We start from the raw sequence: 14,109 nt of genomic DNA, 5'->3' as shown, positions 1-14,109 counted from the left end.
TTGATAATCGCCTCCAGAGACGTCCGAAAAAAATCGTCCTGACGATCGTCGCGCGGCTGGCTCAAGGCTTTCCTCCGACAGCGAATCCGCCGTCAAAAGAATCACAAAACACCAAAATCCGGAATCCAAAAATGCAAGAAAACCGGGTCCCAGCCCCGGCTTTCCTGCAAAATCTAATACTTGTCCGCATCAAATCGCAGCGATCAATCAACCACTTCCGAATACTTCACGGGCAACTAAGTAACTTCGGAAACGCAAAGTCCGGATATTCGATAGTATAGCCGGGCGCAAGCCTTTAGCCGCGGACAGAGAAGCGATCCAGCGCAGTGATGGTTTGCGTCAAAAGATCAACATCGCGAAGATAAATCGAATTTCGCAAGTAGGCGATCTCGTCGTCACGTTTTTCCTCGTCGACATCGATGAACCAGGCTCTCGGCATGCCGTCGTCGCCCATATTCCAGCAATACATGCATATCTTACTGCCGTTGGGGCCAGCGGATGTGGCTGGTAGGGGCGTCGGGTTGCGTGCGCCACTCGGCGAATTTGCTGGAGTTGCTAATTGTTGCCGCGCGAGAACCACTGTCTTGCTTGCCCGAAACGAAGAATTGCTTTGCCCGCAACGATGCCCACAGCGCCACCCACCATTTTCTCAATCGCATCCTGAACTCGGCCATGGCGATCAGGCGTCAGTAACTGTGCAAACTCAAGCAGTACGGCGCTGCCAATAACGATTAGGCACACGAGCACCGCCTGCCGAGGATAAGCTAAGCAAAATAGCGCGCCGAGAACCAAAAACGCTCCGAAACGTTCAAGACTGACCGATGTGGGCAACCGCGGCCTGTCTAGGATCGGTGAGATTGTCGCATACACGATGAAGGCGAGGAGAGCCCACGCAGCGAGGCTTACGAGTTTGTGATGCATCGCGAATGTCATACCCGACCTGATCTCGCCGCGATAGGCAGGTGACCGTCAAACAAAAAGACCGCCCGAAGGCGTTCTCCCAGGCATATTAGCGAACGCTTCACCGCGAAATCCGCCACTAATTTGAATTCGGTTTGCCGCTCAAGACTTCCGGGACAGGCTGTTTCCGATCGACCGTGCACAGCACTCCACGCTCGGCTTCGTCGGCGATCTTCTGCAAGAGGGCCGCTTTAGCCTTGTCTGGTTCGGCGAGAGCTAGTCGCCGGTATCTTACCGCCCGATCGTGGTTTTTGTCGCTCATATCGAAGCGTCTATTCTTCAGAGCCGACCCGCAACAAAAGTCGCCTGTTAAGCTGAATGCTGCCGCTGCGGGTTAATTCCGGAACTGACTAAACAAAAAGACCGTTCCCGATGAAGTAGGCGGCCGTGTCCTTGACGAAGGCGCCGGGCCACCATCTCGGCGGCTTTTTCCTTGCTGGTCTGGCCGTTCGCCGCTCCAATAGGCGGTGGGTTCAATAGGGAGTGGCGGACGTGGCTACATGCACAGTGAAGTGGTTCAACTCGCAAAAAGGCTATGGTTTCATCCAACCCGACGGCGGCGGAGGCAAGGACGTGTTTGTTCATATCTCGGCCATCGAGAGGGCCGGCCTGAGCAGCCTCAACGAGGGCGACAAGGTGTCATTCGACGTGGTCCAGAACAAAGGCAAAGACAGCGCTGAAAATCTAAAGGAGAAGTGAGATCCCGACCTTGCTTTCTCGCGCGGTGATGTTGCCCCAAGGCATGCAATTGCCTCGCAGCTATTTCCTCTTGTTTGTATCGATCATCCTTAGCAGCGAAGAACGCCTTCATATCCTTGACGAAGGCGCGGGCGACAGCGGGAGGGAGGTCGAGGGGTTTTCGGATGACCACGTCAGGTCGGACGTTGCGGCTGCGGCGCAAATCTGTTTGCCACTGCGAGCGCAGCTAGCTCGTCTGTTTCCAGAGCTATCTTTTGAGCCAACATGACATCGCCGGGCACCAGATCGCCTTTTGGTATGAAACAGAAGCACACCATCGGACGGCCGACTTTGTCGAGTTCTTCTACGTTCGCCACGTTCGCGTAGTAGATGCGATACCGCTTGGCCGTGTGGCCGCCGATAACATCGAAAAAGTTACGTGCATCAAATTGCGCCAACTGCTCGGCTGATAGCCAGCGTCGTAAAAGACGCCGACCACGGGCTTCAGGAAAATTGTGCTTCCTGACAATACGATAAAGCTGGCGGATCGCACGGAACCGAGGCGGGTCGCCCGACCCGCGCCAAATTCGGAGCAGGAAGTCCATAGGCTCGTTCAACCGCCTACAAGGCGAGGGAAAAACACGGTTTCCTGGGCGGTGGGATCGAAAGAAGTGACCTTCATGGTCTCACCAGCCGTCGTTCGCTCAGCTGCCGTAAATCCAAGTCCGGTCAACTCCTTAAAACGCTTTTCGGCGTCAGCTAGCTCGCGAGCGTCCCGCGGATCGAATTCGTGTCGCCGGTCACCCGTACGGTCCATCACAATCTGGGTCGACATGGAGAGACTCCTGCTATTGCCTAGCCCACCGATAATCACCCAAGCAAACTTTGTACCGCAGCCTCAGTTCCCTTTTTCGCCAGGGCAAAGTTGGGTCGGAAATCGGCGCCGCGAACGACAGACTCCGCATTTCGCCGAAGGTGATCTTCTGTTATCGCATCCGCATGATTCCGCCGATCGGGAGCGGAGGAAGCCGTTAGGGGTTGGGGGTCACCGTTTGCATTCCATCTAGACCGCGAAGCGTTACTAGCGGCAGTTCGGGTAGCTCCGCCCAGTATCTTACATTCAACTTTCCGCCAGAGGGCGTTTCGTTTGGCCCGTTGGCAATGGCAAACCCCCAAAGGTATTTGTTCCACTGCCCGACGACAACGTCAGGGATATCCATGTCCAGCGCGTCGGCCGTGCCCGTTCTTTGAGTGATCAACAACAGGCGCCGATCTTTTGAGACCGCATCGTAACCGCTGAATTCGTTCCAGATCGTCATAAGGATTCCCGCAATCTCAGGACGTTCGAAAACTTTTGGAACACACAAAGGAGGGGGCGTTTAAGCCCATCAAACGCTGACGCCGAACTGATCGCACTCGGCGCTCGATTGGAGCCGCTGGTTGATCGATATTGCGCCTTCACCGGCGTTGATCAGCCTCGTTGGCGAAAGCCCACGCCGAGCATGATCGGGGATTCGGCGATCTGGCAGACCGGAACTACGAGCACCCTCCAGAGATTGCAGCGGCATTCGTGGATAGTTGCGGGCGCTCAAGCGCCCGTGTGGCAGACGTTGAGCTTTTTCCGATCTGCGAGGAAATGCGACCGCTTGAGACCGCTATCAACGCGGCGCCCGTCAATTTGATTGAGGGACTTCGCGCCAAGGCCTTGGTCGCGTTCCGGGAGGTCACCCGTTATCTGCAGGTAGCTCGGAGTTTTACTTCGAAGACGCCTATCCGTTCCAAAACCTCTTCATCGCGGTCGCAGAACTCTGCGGACTGAAGGGAAAGATGGTGGCCACTGGCTACCAATGTGCGGTGCACAACCTGTGATTTGCCTGAATCATAAGCTGGAACTTTCGTTCCTTTGAGGGCTTGGTGGAACAACGAAATTTAGAAATTGGGAGCAGCGCGATGCTGGTCGCGATCGAAGTCAATTTTGCAATCTGGATCATGTTGGGCTGCGGGATAGTTGAGATGGCTCGGATCGTCGGATGATCTGAACTAGGCCAACAGCCAGCTTACTATCCTGACGATGACCCAGCCGAAGGCTGACACCCAGCCGATCGTCGCGACGGTAACTGCAGCCAAAAAGCCGATCTTGAAAAGCTGCTGCAATAATGCCCCTTTGCTGATCGCCGACTCTGCTGGCATCACCTTGGTGACGTTGTTCATGGCAACTCTCTATCAGCTATGTAGGTCGGGCCCTCAGAGTGGCAAACTGGTTCAGCGCCTCAGTGACACCCGCGACTTCGTGAAATATGGGCTAGCAGAGGGCAACGCGGCGGGCCGGTCTATCCACTTTTGGACTTTCCAGACCCGGTGGCTCGGGCACGCACAAAAAGCTACGCCGTCGGGCTCGAAATATCGTGTCCCGCCGGCGCCTGTTACTGAGCCCTCTAATCCTCAGCATCGCGAGGCTAGCAGACGCGCCGCTGATTGAATGTGAACTAGTTCACATTCAATGGAACGAGTTCTTCCAAGCCCTATTGTTTTTTGGGTCGTGGCTTCCAGGCCCGGCCTGCACGGTCGGTAAGCTATCTTCCCCCGGCCGCGCCGGCCGTGCGCTTTCCTGCGTTACAAGCCCTCTAACAGAGCAGTCACCCCGGCGGCCGTCAAACCGATACCGACAAGCAACCCCATTGCCCAGGCGATGATTTCGCTGTGCTTCATGCCGACACTCAGTACGACAACTCGTACTTCCGACAAGCAATAATCGCGGTAAAAGTTTTCGATAAGTACACACATGACCGAACCCCGTTTTTGGTCGTCAACTCGAAGCTAGAGCCTTTCCTGTTTCAAGAATATGTCGCGGCTTGGGAATATGGTTTCGTCGACCGGATAGGGGGCTTCGGTCCCGCGCTCATAACCTGAGAGGGCGGCACCGATGGACGAGAAGGCGAAGGCGGCCTCGTTCGGCTTGATTGACCAATTGCAGCTCGAGCGTCCCTTCGAGGCCGAGAAACAGATAATGAAGCGCTACGGCGAACGGCTGGTTGCCGACCCGGAGTTGATGGCGGACGCCATGCGCGGCTTCTTAGAGCTGGCTCGTCACCTTGATCGGCCGCGATCCGGCCCGACGAACAGCTTCTCGGAAGCCGCCGAATCCCTGCAAACCAATCACGCCAGCGTTGGCAAAACGCTATGTTCAAAGAATCGGGCAAGAAGCGAAGCTGGTCCGCTACTGAAGGGGCGAAAAGAACTGGGCTTCGTGCGGACGAAAAAGGTTCCAGCTTCAGCGGTTTTTTTGCCTGGTTATCATTCCGAAGGCGACAAATTAAACCCAAAAGTGTCATTGAAACACCCGCCGGAAAAGCCAGATTCCCCTATGCAGGGCGGCTTGAAGGTGCAACGCAGCACCCCACCCGACGATCACCCCATGTAATACGATGACGGTGAAACCAAGCAGAGTTGAAACGATGAAGCGTAATGATTTTAATTCGATGTCCCTCGACGAGCTATGGGCTCTGCGTTTGGAAATCAGTTCTCTTCTCAAGAGCAAACTAGTTGCGGAAAAAACCGAGCTTGAAAAGCGGCTGCGGCAGCTCCGGTCAAACAGTCTGCCAAGCGAGGCCCCTTGGCGCGAACGACGGCCTTACCCGCGGGTGTTCCCCAAGTATCGAAATCCCGCCGATCCTGCTGAGACCTGGGCGGGCCGCGGGAGGCAACCAGGCTGGGTGACTGAGCTGCTTAGGTCGGGGAGGAAGCTCGACGATTCGCGGATTCAGTCGGGTTCTAACGCGCGGCGATCGGACGGCGGACCTAACTCGAAACGCGCGCAAGGCCGAACCTAGGTCTTTTATTCCGACCAGTAATCTGAGGTTCGCCCCTTAAGGCCGACAACATTCGATCAAGAGCAGCGAGCCGCTTGGATATTAGTTCCGCTTCGTACAGAAACGAAGCGCGTCCTCTCCGCGAAGCTTTTCGTCGTTCTTTTACGATCGTCAATCGGCCTGTCATTTGACACCCCCAAACCGTGGAAGCGAGTTGGCTAACGCAATTCCAACGGCAGGTCCGTTCACCACTGCACATAGGAACCGGCCGTCCGGCAATTGATGACGATCAATATACGTTCATCGGTCTCTTGCCAACTTAGGCCGACATGACGGCTCCGAACTGACTGCTAAATTCCGACTGCCGTCCGTGACTAGGAAAGTCGATGGTGCCGCCACCGTTGTCGCAACCATTCCAAATTTGTTCACTGGATGAAGGGCAAACCCAGTCAGAAATTGAGCATCTTAAAGCTCAAATCGCTCAATCTGAGTTGGTTGTCGCCGCGGACGACAAGGAATATCCCGAAACTTGAGCCATCGATCGATCCGAGCTCGGTAGGAGCGGGATAGTCCAGAAACGCGGAGTGTGACCTTTGACCCCCCAGGGCTCGCCGGACCCCACCTATTACTCTGGGCTACGTGGAGAGAGTTCGAGACCAGTTGCTCTCCCTCCGCCAGCTTGGCCAAGGTCATCTATTCTCGGCCAGGCGAGAGCGCCCAATTTCCATTTCGGCAAGCTCTAGAATCTATTGGCAGACGGTTCTACCATCCGTAGCGCACGCTGAAGTCGCCGTGGACCCGTCGCGCCGCTGCCGCCTCACTCACCGGAAGCGCCGAACTGGTCGCTCGGAACTCTACTGCTAGCTGCATCGACTGGTTTTTCAATATTGGGTTAACCGTTTAACCGTAAAGAGGTACCGTCAGAATCGCTAATATCACAAGGGCCCATGATGCGACACCTGAGTGTCTACCAACGGTTTGGCTTGATCATCGCGGTTCTAACCATCGTCTTCGTTGCTGCGCTTTTTGCCCAGGTGATGGTTCTTCGCGATACCGTCTTTGAGGAGCGTCGAACCAAGGTGTTCGATATGGTCCAGGCCGCGAAAAAGATTCTCCTGAACTATGATGAGAAAGCCAAAGCCGGCAAGATTTCTCCGGAGGACGCACGGCATCTTGCCTTTGATGCGATCGGCGCGATGCGCTGGGGCCAATCCGGCGACTATCTTGGAATCTACGATGCAGGGAGCAAGAATGCCGGTGTTACCTACGTGCATGCCAACCCTAAATACATCAATGTCAATCGCTGGGATTACAGGGATCACAAGGGTCAGCTGCTGATACAAGGTATCATTGGCAAAGCGCGTGCCGGCGGTGGCTTCCTCGAATACGAGGTGCCGAAAGCGACGGGTGGTCCGGAGTTGCCGAAACTGACCTATGCGGGAGCGTATGGTGAGGGCGACCAGATGCTCGCCATCCAGGCCGGCGCCTATACCGACGATGTTGACGCGGTGGTGTTCGCCCGGGCGACCTGGATCGCTGTGGGAGGATTGGGCGGCTTGCTCATCGCCGGAATGGCCGCATTCATCCTTGGCCGCGGCCTGGTTCGTCCGCTTGGCAAAATATGTGGCGCCATGGATGATCTGGCCAAAGGCGACTTGAACGTCGAGGTTCCGTTCGTCGAGCATCGCAACGAGATTGGCCACATTGCGCGCAGCCTGTCTGTCTTCAAGGATCGATTGATCGACGCCGAACGCCTCCGTGCCGAGCGCGAGGAGACGACGGCTCGCGCCGTTGGGGAGCGCAAGGTCGCCATGAACCAGATCGCGAGCGTGTTCGAAAAGAGTGTCGGCACGATTGTCGCCGGCGCGGCTTCATCGGCTGCCGAAATGCAGCGCTCGGCGCAGTCGCTGTCGTCAATTGCAATGGAGACGACGCGACGGAGCACGACCGTCGCCTCAGCTGCACAACAGACCACTGGAAATGTGCAGACCGTAGCTGCCGCGGCCGAGGAACTGTCGAAATCCAGCCAGGAAATCTCCCGTCAGATTGACCAATCGGCATCGATCGCGCAAAGCGCGGTTGCTCAGGCCGATCGCACTAATACAATGGTGGAAGGCTTGCTCGCGGCAACACAGAAAATCGGTGAGGTGATGGGCCTCATTCAAAACATTGCCGCTCAGACCAATCTTCTGGCCTTGAATGCGACCATCGAGGCAGCGCGAGCCGGCGACGCGGGCAGGGGCTTTGCCGTGGTGGCAAACGAAGTGAAGGCGCTGTCGACACAGACCGCCAAGGCAACAGAAGAGATTGCCGATCAGATCGAGTCGATCCGCAACGCTACCGGAACAACGGCCGAAGCCATTCGCGAGATTGGCGCCACGATCGGCCAGATCGACGAAATCTCGACAAAAATTGCTTCAGCGGTCGAGCAGCAGCGTGGATCGACCAGGGAAATCGCCCACAGCGTGCAGGAGGCAGCCCAGGGGACGCAGGGGGTTATGCAAAACATTTCTGGCGTGACCAAGGCATCAGGCGAGGTCGGAGCCGCTGCCGAACTGGTCCTGAGTTCCGCGGGTGAACTCGGAAAACAGTCCGAACGCCTAAAGCAAGAGGTCGAAAGTTTTCTGACGACAGTCCGAGCGGCGTAGCGATCATTCTGATTCACCGTGTCGGAGAATTCGGTCCGTCCGACCGGAGCGACGTGTTCGTTGTTTACGGTCCAGCGACCCGTGTCCTGCGAAGCCTCAAGCGCGATGAGATTTGCTTGAATCATCATTGCGCTTTAGTTCTTTGAATAGGCATGATCTCCGCGCAAACGCCTTCGGCGTTTGTCGCGAGGAAAACCGCTTCGCACTTTTCCGGATCACGCCTTAGGCATTGGGACCCTGCCATGGGGATTAAAAGCTGCGGCGCTGTGCCCTCGGTAGCTCTTGCGCTGGGACTCTTCTTTGCGTCTCTGGCTTTGCCAACCGTCGGCACTTTCGGCTTCACGTCTCCTGCAGTGGGTCAGCCGTCCGCACTGACAAGGCAGCAATCGGATGCGCTCAACGCCTACAACGCCTCGTTAAAAAATTTCGAATCGGCCCTCGGGCAGCGGCGTGCCCAGATCAATTCGAATCGGGAATTGCCGAACTTGCCGGGACAGGCACTCTACCTTGCGCGCAACAACATGATGAGCGCGTACAAAGACCTCACCGAAGCTCTTCCGTCCAAAATCGGAAGGCCCAATAAATTTGAAATCCCTCCGGCATATTTTGACGCCGACAATGAGCGGCTGCTCGATGAGTACAAAGCTCTTTTCGATCTTATGGATGCGCCGCCGGTCAACGCGCAAAAGTCAGACACGCCATTCAAGGACGTTGTCGAGCTGGCAATGGCGATTGCGCGAGCCAAGGGACTTGATGGGACGAATGCCGAAGCGGCGGCCCGTATCAGCCTCGGGCTGTTTTTTGCCGAGACAAATGGCAATCAAAATGCAGGGAACGCGCGCTCGAACAAGTACAAGGGAAGTTTTCAAACCGGCCTTTCCGAAGATCAAGACGGTCAGAGGAAGTGGGCCGCGATAAAAGCGTCGATTGCAACCCGTGATCCGGCGCTGAGCCAGCGCGACGACAAGGAAGAAGCACGGGTCGGAAATCTGGATCATCGGCTCAACCATTGGACTGCGGTGCGGGATGCGCTGATGAACGCGCATGCCGATCTCTTCCCGCAAGTAACCGCGATCGCGAAAACGCTGCCAAATCCGATCGATCAAATGAAGCTGTTTGAGCTTATCCAGATTATTCCGACGCCGACCAGGTCCGCACTCGTGTCGGATAATCTGCTCAACTACAGAATTTCAGACCCGAAGATCATGGGATTTCTGCGAAACAACAGTATCTTCGCCTTTGGACATGCCGACAGGGCCAGAACTTCCGCGAACTTCCGCGAAATTCTCGATTCGATGTGGCTATTCAATGCCAAATTTGAACAGGCGCTTGCGAGATTTGAGGAGATCAAGGCGCGGTAAGGGTATATCTTGACGTGCGAGGGGATCATTCTGGGGAGAGCAGGAATTGCTGTCATCAGGTCAAACATTCGTCCGCTCGCCCTTCGACAGTCGGCCTCGCCGCCGTGCCGCCATCGCGGTAATAGTCGCATTGGTGCTTTTGCCGATCGAGGCCAGAGCGGCCGGCTGGCTGTCTGATATATTCAAGGGGTCTTCGAAAGACGGAAAATCGAACAAGCATCACGTCGCCTCGCGAAAGGCGGCTTCTGTGGTCAAGCACGCCGCGCCGCAAAAGCCCCATCATGTCAAGCTTGCGGCGCTCGGGCCGGCCAACCTGAATGGGTTGAAACCGGCGGCTTCGGTTTGCGGTCGTTCGAAATTCCGGATCGTGCTGGATGTCGGACATACGGCGGAATCAGAAGGCGCGACCAGCGCGCGCAATGTCCCGGAATTTGCGTTCAACCTGCGCCTTGCGCAGCGAATAGAGCAAAAATTGAAGGCGGACGGGTTTGCCGAGACCCGGTTGCTCCTGACCGGAGGCAAAGCGAGGCCAAGCCTCTTCAAACGCGTCGCTGCTGCCAACGATCTGAACGCGGATCTCTTCTTGTCGATCCACCACGACTCCGTGCCCAACACATTGCTGGAGGATTGGGAATTCGAAGGCAAGAAAAGCCATTTCAGCGACCGCTTCAGCGGCTATTCGGTTTTCGTCTCCCACGACAATCCGGAATTTAAGACGAGCCTCGCCTTCGCCGAATTGCTGGCCAAGGAAATGAAGGCCCAAGGCCTGCAATATGCCCAGCAATACACCCAGGCCATCATGGGGCGATACCAGTACCCGCTGCTGGATAAGGAAACCGGTGTCTATAGCCACGATGAACTCGTGGTCCTGAGAAAGACCGGCATGCCTGCTGTCCTGTTGGAGGCTGGCTCCATCATCAACCGAGACGAGGAGCTCAAGATGGCCTCGGACGAGTACCGAGATATCGTCAGCGGTGCGGTCGTCGCGGCGGCCAAGGAATTCTGCCATCCCCGGGAATCCGTTTCCGGTCCGCCCTGATGGCGCGGGGATGCTCTACCTCTACGTTGCCATGGCTGCAGTATCGATCCAGATCTGTTCGTCTTTTATTCGCGCAGGAAATATCCGCAGCGGCTTGCTTGCCCATCCGGCAGAAATATTGCCGTCATGAAGATCAAACGAGGCAAGATGGCGCGGGCAAAATAATCGGCCGTTAGCGACATGACCGAGGCTCAGGTCGGCTTGTTCGTGCGGGCAGGCCCGTTCGCAGGCAAAAACCTGATCGCCTTCGCGAATGAGCAAAAAATCCATCGCGTCGAGCCGCACGGAAATAATCGTCTGCGATGCCAAACGACTTGCCGGACAGATCGCGACCCAATTCTCAGCCTTCATCGATATAATTCCGCCCGCCAGTTTTAGGGAACGCTGGGCTGAGTCTCGCCGACGGGCAGCCAGCCGGCGTCGCTGCGCTGGAAGAGTGGACAGCCAAATACCGCGCGAATGGCAAGCGGCGCAGACAATGCGGCCACCGCGGCCTCCCAGCGGTTGGTCTGCTTCATGGCGACGACGATGCCGGCAACGTCCGCACCGACTTTTTGCAGTAGACGCATAGAAGCGACCGCAGTCGTGCCGGTTGAGATCGCATCGTCGACCAGCACCACCCGCCGGCCTTTGATCAGCGGAAGCAGGTTCGGGTCGAGCCGCAGAAGTTTGCCGGCCTCCGGGCTAGTGATCGAGGTGACCGGTTCGGAAAGCGCGTCGTCGTACCAGAACTTGCGCGAATAGCCGAGCGGCACGTAGCGCGGCTGTCCGAGCCGTTCGGCCACCAGCGAGGCAAAGGCGAGGCCGAGCGTCGGCAATCCGACGACGACTTCTACGTCGAGCGCGCGCGCCTGCGTCGCCATGTGATCTGCCAGCGCTGCGACGACGGTGTTTGAAGCCTGGTTGGCAATGAGAGAAGCGACGGCGCGATGGCCGTCGGGTAATTGGCGCAGCGGCAGGACGAGGATGCGGCCGCATGGCAGATCGACAGGGTAGCCGAAACGATAGGGCGGCGACGCCGAGAAGCGAGCGGGAATTTTCGGCGTCAGCTCCTGCCAATAGCCGGTCGTGGGCTCGGTATAGTTTTCGCTCGCCGTCGTCATGCCTGGTGCCACATCATTAGAGGCGCTCAATTTCTGTCATAAAACCGGTGGTGCATTTGCGCGTGTCGGCGGCGCTATCGTGCAAGACGTGAGCCGTTGCCTTCGCCAACCTTTCGGTTGAATTTCAGCGTCACTCGGTCATAGCGGCCCGTCCGCAATAGCGCTTGCCTAACGCGTTACGACCTTGTCACAAATAGATACTCGTTGCACGCCGCCGGCAATCCGGCCGGCGCAACATCGAGCCCGCACCTTGCCCAGGCGCGCCGCGCCGGGTCTATACGCGTCGTGAGAGGGTCTGCTGTTATGTTGCCGATGGAGCGTATTCCGTATTCGCCGATCACACGCCGGCCAAAACTCGCATTGCCGGATGGCAAGCGCATTGCGGTCTGGGTGCTGGTCTCCATCGAGGAATGGGACATCAATTCGCCGATGCCGCGAACGGTGAATACACCGCCGGCCGGCGGGGTCCCGACGCCGGACATTCCAAACTGGACCTGGCATGAATACGGCAATCGCGTCGGCTTCTGGCGCCTCACAGATACGCTCGACAAATTCGGCGTCAAGGCCTCGATGGCCATCAACGGCGTCGCGGTCAAAACCTACGCGCCGATTGCGGAAGCCGCGCGCGAGCGTGGATGGGAGTTCATCGCGCACGGCTACACCCAGAAGAACCTGCAAAAAGTCGAGGATGAGCGCGCCGACATCCGCAAGACACGCGACGTCATCGCGCAGTTCACCGGTCAGCCGCCGCGAGGCTGGGTCGGTCCTGGTCTTGCGGAGACGTGGAATACGCCGGACGTCCTCGCCGAAGAGGGTTTCTCCTATGTGTGCGATTGGGTGCACGACGATCAGCCGACCTGGCTGAAGACGAAAACCCGTCCGCTACTCAGCATGCCCTTCACCCAGGAAATCAACGATATTCCGATCATCCTGACGCAGCATCACCCTGCGGCCGAATACAAAGCGCGGACGATCGCCCAGTTCGAGGAGCTCTACGCCGAGGGCGAGATCAACGCTCGCGTGATGGCGATGGTGGTGCATCCATTCATCATGGGTGTTCCGCACCGGATTGCGCTGTTGCGCGAGACGTTCGCACACATGGCGTCAAAAAGCGGAACGGCCTTCATGACGGCGGGAGCCGTTCATGATTGGTATCTGGCAGCGACCGGAGGGCCGCCGGCAGCGGACTAACAATACGACAAAACAATAAAACAACGGGGAGTAATGAAATGTCAGGGGCAAATGCCGGCCGCGGCGGGAGAAACCTCACGACCGGGGTCATGATGTTCGGGGTGCTGCTCGCGTCCTACGCGATGAACGCGATGGACCGTCAGGTGTTTCCGCTGATCTTGCCGGAGGTCCGTAAAGAATACGGCTTCGATCTGGCGGCGGGTGGTTTACTATCAACCATCTTCACCTTGGGTATGGCGGTTGCGGGCATTCCGACCGGCTGGCTGCTTGCGCGGTTCACGCGCCGCTTCGTGGTGTCGCTCGGCATTTTCATCTTCTCGGTCGGCACCAGCATCACCGTCATCGCCCATGGCTTTGCCGACATGTTGTTCTATCGTGCCGCAACCGGTATTGGGGAAGCGATGCAGATCACGGCGCTGATCGCGATCGCGTCGAACTATTTCACCAGCTATCGCTCCTCGGCGGTCGGCGCCTTGAGCTTCACCTATGGAATCGGCGCCATCGTCGGGCCGCTGCTGGCCGGCTATCTCCTGACGAACTACCAGACCTGGCGTGCACCGATGGTCGGCTACGGGCTGCTTGGCGGCGTCGCGATCATCGCGATCTACACTTTCGTGCGCCCCTGGTTCAGCGAGTTGATTTCCGACACGGCGACCGAGGCCGACAAGAACGTCAGCGGGACGTTGTTCAACCGCAACGTTTTCGTGCTGATCGTGCTGGCGATCCTGTGGGGGCTGACATTGCAGTCTTACTTCGGTCTCTATCCGACTTACTTGCGCGAAAGCCTCAAGTTCACTCCGGGTGACGCTGCCACGCTGATGAGCTGTTTTGGCATCGGCGGACTGACCTCGATCGGCGGCGGCTGGCTGGGCGACCGTTTTTCCGCGAAGGCGCTGCTCAGCGTCGCGTTCTTTATTGCGTCGATCATCGGCTACTTGCTGTTCCACGCCATTACCGGGTTTGTGGCGCTGGCCGCGGCACAGATCGTGTGGGGCGCGGTGGGCGGTGGTACTTTGTTCGTCAATGTCGCGACCTATTTCACCAAGGCGGTGCAGCTTCCGCTCGCTGGACGCGCCGCGGGCCTGTTCGTGACGGCATTTTACGGCGCGGGCGCGGTCTCCGGTTATATTCTCGGCCTTCTGGCGAGTAACCTCGGCTGGCAAACGGCGGCCGAAATCCAGATCGTGGGCCTGCCGCTTTTCTCCGCGCTGATCTGTTTCCTGTTCGATTCATCGACGATGTCGGCGCCGCTCGGCGCAGCTTCGCCGGGGCGCGCGCCGGTGGCGCGTCCGGTTACTATGTCACACTGAGGTTTGAGGA

Annotated in this window: 18 protein-coding genes; 10 read left to right on the top strand and 8 right to left on the bottom strand. The window is 57.5% G+C overall.

What is annotated here, in order from left to right:
- A partial coding sequence (locus ABSE61_RS28090) for a hypothetical protein (protein ID WP_423874413.1) occupies positions 1 to 281 on the top strand: 281 nt, incomplete at its 5' end.
- A gap of 14 nt (positions 282 to 295) precedes the next feature.
- Here the strand turns inward: ABSE61_RS28090 and ABSE61_RS28085 are convergent.
- Positions 296 to 439 carry a hypothetical protein gene (locus ABSE61_RS28085; RefSeq protein WP_423874412.1) on the bottom strand — a complete coding sequence of 48 codons (144 nt, stop codon included), beginning with the start codon at positions 437 to 439 and terminating at the stop codon, positions 296 to 298.
- A 116-nt stretch (positions 440 to 555) separates the two neighbouring features.
- Complete coding sequence (locus ABSE61_RS28080; RefSeq protein ID WP_423874411.1) at positions 556 to 933, bottom strand: VanZ family protein; 378 nt, start codon at positions 931 to 933, stop codon at positions 556 to 558.
- 519 nt (positions 934 to 1,452) lie between these two features.
- Between ABSE61_RS28080 and ABSE61_RS28075 the strand changes: the two genes are divergently transcribed.
- Positions 1,453 to 1,659, top strand: a complete 207-nt coding sequence (locus tag ABSE61_RS28075; RefSeq protein WP_423874410.1) for a cold-shock protein — start codon at positions 1,453 to 1,455, stop codon at positions 1,657 to 1,659.
- A 173-nt stretch (positions 1,660 to 1,832) separates the two neighbouring features.
- On the opposite strand, the gene ABSE61_RS28070 is transcribed toward ABSE61_RS28075, so the two are convergent.
- From ABSE61_RS28070 to ABSE61_RS28055, 4 genes are all read right to left on the bottom strand, one after another.
- Positions 1,833 to 2,243 (bottom strand): hypothetical protein, encoded by a 411-nt coding sequence (locus tag ABSE61_RS28070; protein WP_423874409.1) that lies wholly within the window; start codon positions 2,241 to 2,243, stop codon positions 1,833 to 1,835.
- 8 nt (positions 2,244 to 2,251) lie between these two features.
- Positions 2,252 to 2,473 carry a hypothetical protein gene (locus ABSE61_RS28065; protein ID WP_423874408.1) on the bottom strand — a complete coding sequence of 74 codons (222 nt, stop codon included), beginning with the start codon at positions 2,471 to 2,473 and terminating at the stop codon, positions 2,252 to 2,254.
- Between the two features lie 196 nt (positions 2,474 to 2,669).
- Entirely contained in the window at positions 2,670 to 2,957 is a 288-nt protein-coding gene (locus ABSE61_RS28060; protein WP_423874407.1) for a hypothetical protein, read from the bottom strand.
- Positions 2,958 to 3,678: 721 nt separating this feature from the next.
- A complete protein-coding gene (locus ABSE61_RS28055; RefSeq protein ID WP_423874406.1) occupies positions 3,679 to 3,849 on the bottom strand; it encodes a hypothetical protein in 171 nt (56 codons plus the stop codon).
- A 712-nt stretch (positions 3,850 to 4,561) separates the two neighbouring features.
- Here ABSE61_RS28055 and ABSE61_RS28050 point away from each other — a divergent pair.
- The 6 genes from ABSE61_RS28050 (at position 4,562) to ABSE61_RS28025 (ending at position 10,495) form a co-directional block, all read left to right on the top strand.
- Positions 4,562 to 5,059, top strand: a complete 498-nt coding sequence (locus ABSE61_RS28050; protein ID WP_423874405.1) for a hypothetical protein — start codon at positions 4,562 to 4,564, stop codon at positions 5,057 to 5,059.
- A 4-nt stretch (positions 5,060 to 5,063) separates the two neighbouring features.
- A complete protein-coding gene (locus tag ABSE61_RS28045) occupies positions 5,064 to 5,468 on the top strand; it encodes an H-NS histone family protein (RefSeq protein WP_423874404.1) in 405 nt (134 codons plus the stop codon).
- A gap of 365 nt (positions 5,469 to 5,833) precedes the next feature.
- Positions 5,834 to 5,980 carry a hypothetical protein gene (locus ABSE61_RS28040; RefSeq protein WP_423874403.1) on the top strand — a complete coding sequence of 49 codons (147 nt, stop codon included), beginning with the start codon at positions 5,834 to 5,836 and terminating at the stop codon, positions 5,978 to 5,980.
- 414 nt (positions 5,981 to 6,394) lie between these two features.
- Positions 6,395 to 8,095: a methyl-accepting chemotaxis protein gene (locus ABSE61_RS28035; protein ID WP_423874402.1), complete on the top strand. Its 1,701-nt coding sequence runs from the start codon at positions 6,395 to 6,397 to the stop codon at positions 8,093 to 8,095.
- Between the two features lie 242 nt (positions 8,096 to 8,337).
- Positions 8,338 to 9,456: a hypothetical protein gene (locus ABSE61_RS28030; protein ID WP_423874401.1), complete on the top strand. Its 1,119-nt coding sequence runs from the start codon at positions 8,338 to 8,340 to the stop codon at positions 9,454 to 9,456.
- A gap of 46 nt (positions 9,457 to 9,502) precedes the next feature.
- Complete coding sequence (locus tag ABSE61_RS28025) at positions 9,503 to 10,495, top strand: N-acetylmuramoyl-L-alanine amidase family protein (protein WP_423874400.1); 993 nt, start codon at positions 9,503 to 9,505, stop codon at positions 10,493 to 10,495.
- A 21-nt stretch (positions 10,496 to 10,516) separates the two neighbouring features.
- Here the strand turns inward: ABSE61_RS28025 and ABSE61_RS28020 are convergent, their stop codons facing one another.
- On the bottom strand, positions 10,517 to 10,846 hold the full coding sequence (locus tag ABSE61_RS28020; protein ID WP_423874399.1) for a Rieske (2Fe-2S) protein: 330 nt from the start codon (positions 10,844 to 10,846) through the stop codon (positions 10,517 to 10,519).
- A gap of 23 nt (positions 10,847 to 10,869) precedes the next feature.
- Complete coding sequence (locus tag ABSE61_RS28015; RefSeq protein ID WP_423874398.1) at positions 10,870 to 11,598, bottom strand: phosphoribosyltransferase; 729 nt, start codon at positions 11,596 to 11,598, stop codon at positions 10,870 to 10,872.
- Positions 11,599 to 11,910: 312 nt separating this feature from the next.
- On the opposite strand from ABSE61_RS28015, the gene ABSE61_RS28010 reads away from it, so the two are divergent.
- Together ABSE61_RS28010 and ABSE61_RS28005 are read left to right on the top strand one after the other, a co-directional pair.
- Complete coding sequence (locus ABSE61_RS28010) at positions 11,911 to 12,789, top strand: polysaccharide deacetylase family protein (RefSeq protein ID WP_423874397.1); 879 nt, start codon at positions 11,911 to 11,913, stop codon at positions 12,787 to 12,789.
- Positions 12,790 to 12,827: 38 nt separating this feature from the next.
- Positions 12,828 to 14,099 (top strand): MFS transporter, encoded by a 1,272-nt coding sequence (locus ABSE61_RS28005; RefSeq protein ID WP_423874396.1) that lies wholly within the window; start codon positions 12,828 to 12,830, stop codon positions 14,097 to 14,099.
- Positions 14,100 to 14,109 lie beyond the last annotated feature (10 nt).

The organism is Bradyrhizobium sp. (genome assembly GCF_049519115.1).
GTDB lineage: Bacteria > Pseudomonadota > Alphaproteobacteria > Rhizobiales > Xanthobacteraceae > Bradyrhizobium.
This window is presented reverse-complemented; position numbering and strand designations above follow the sequence as displayed.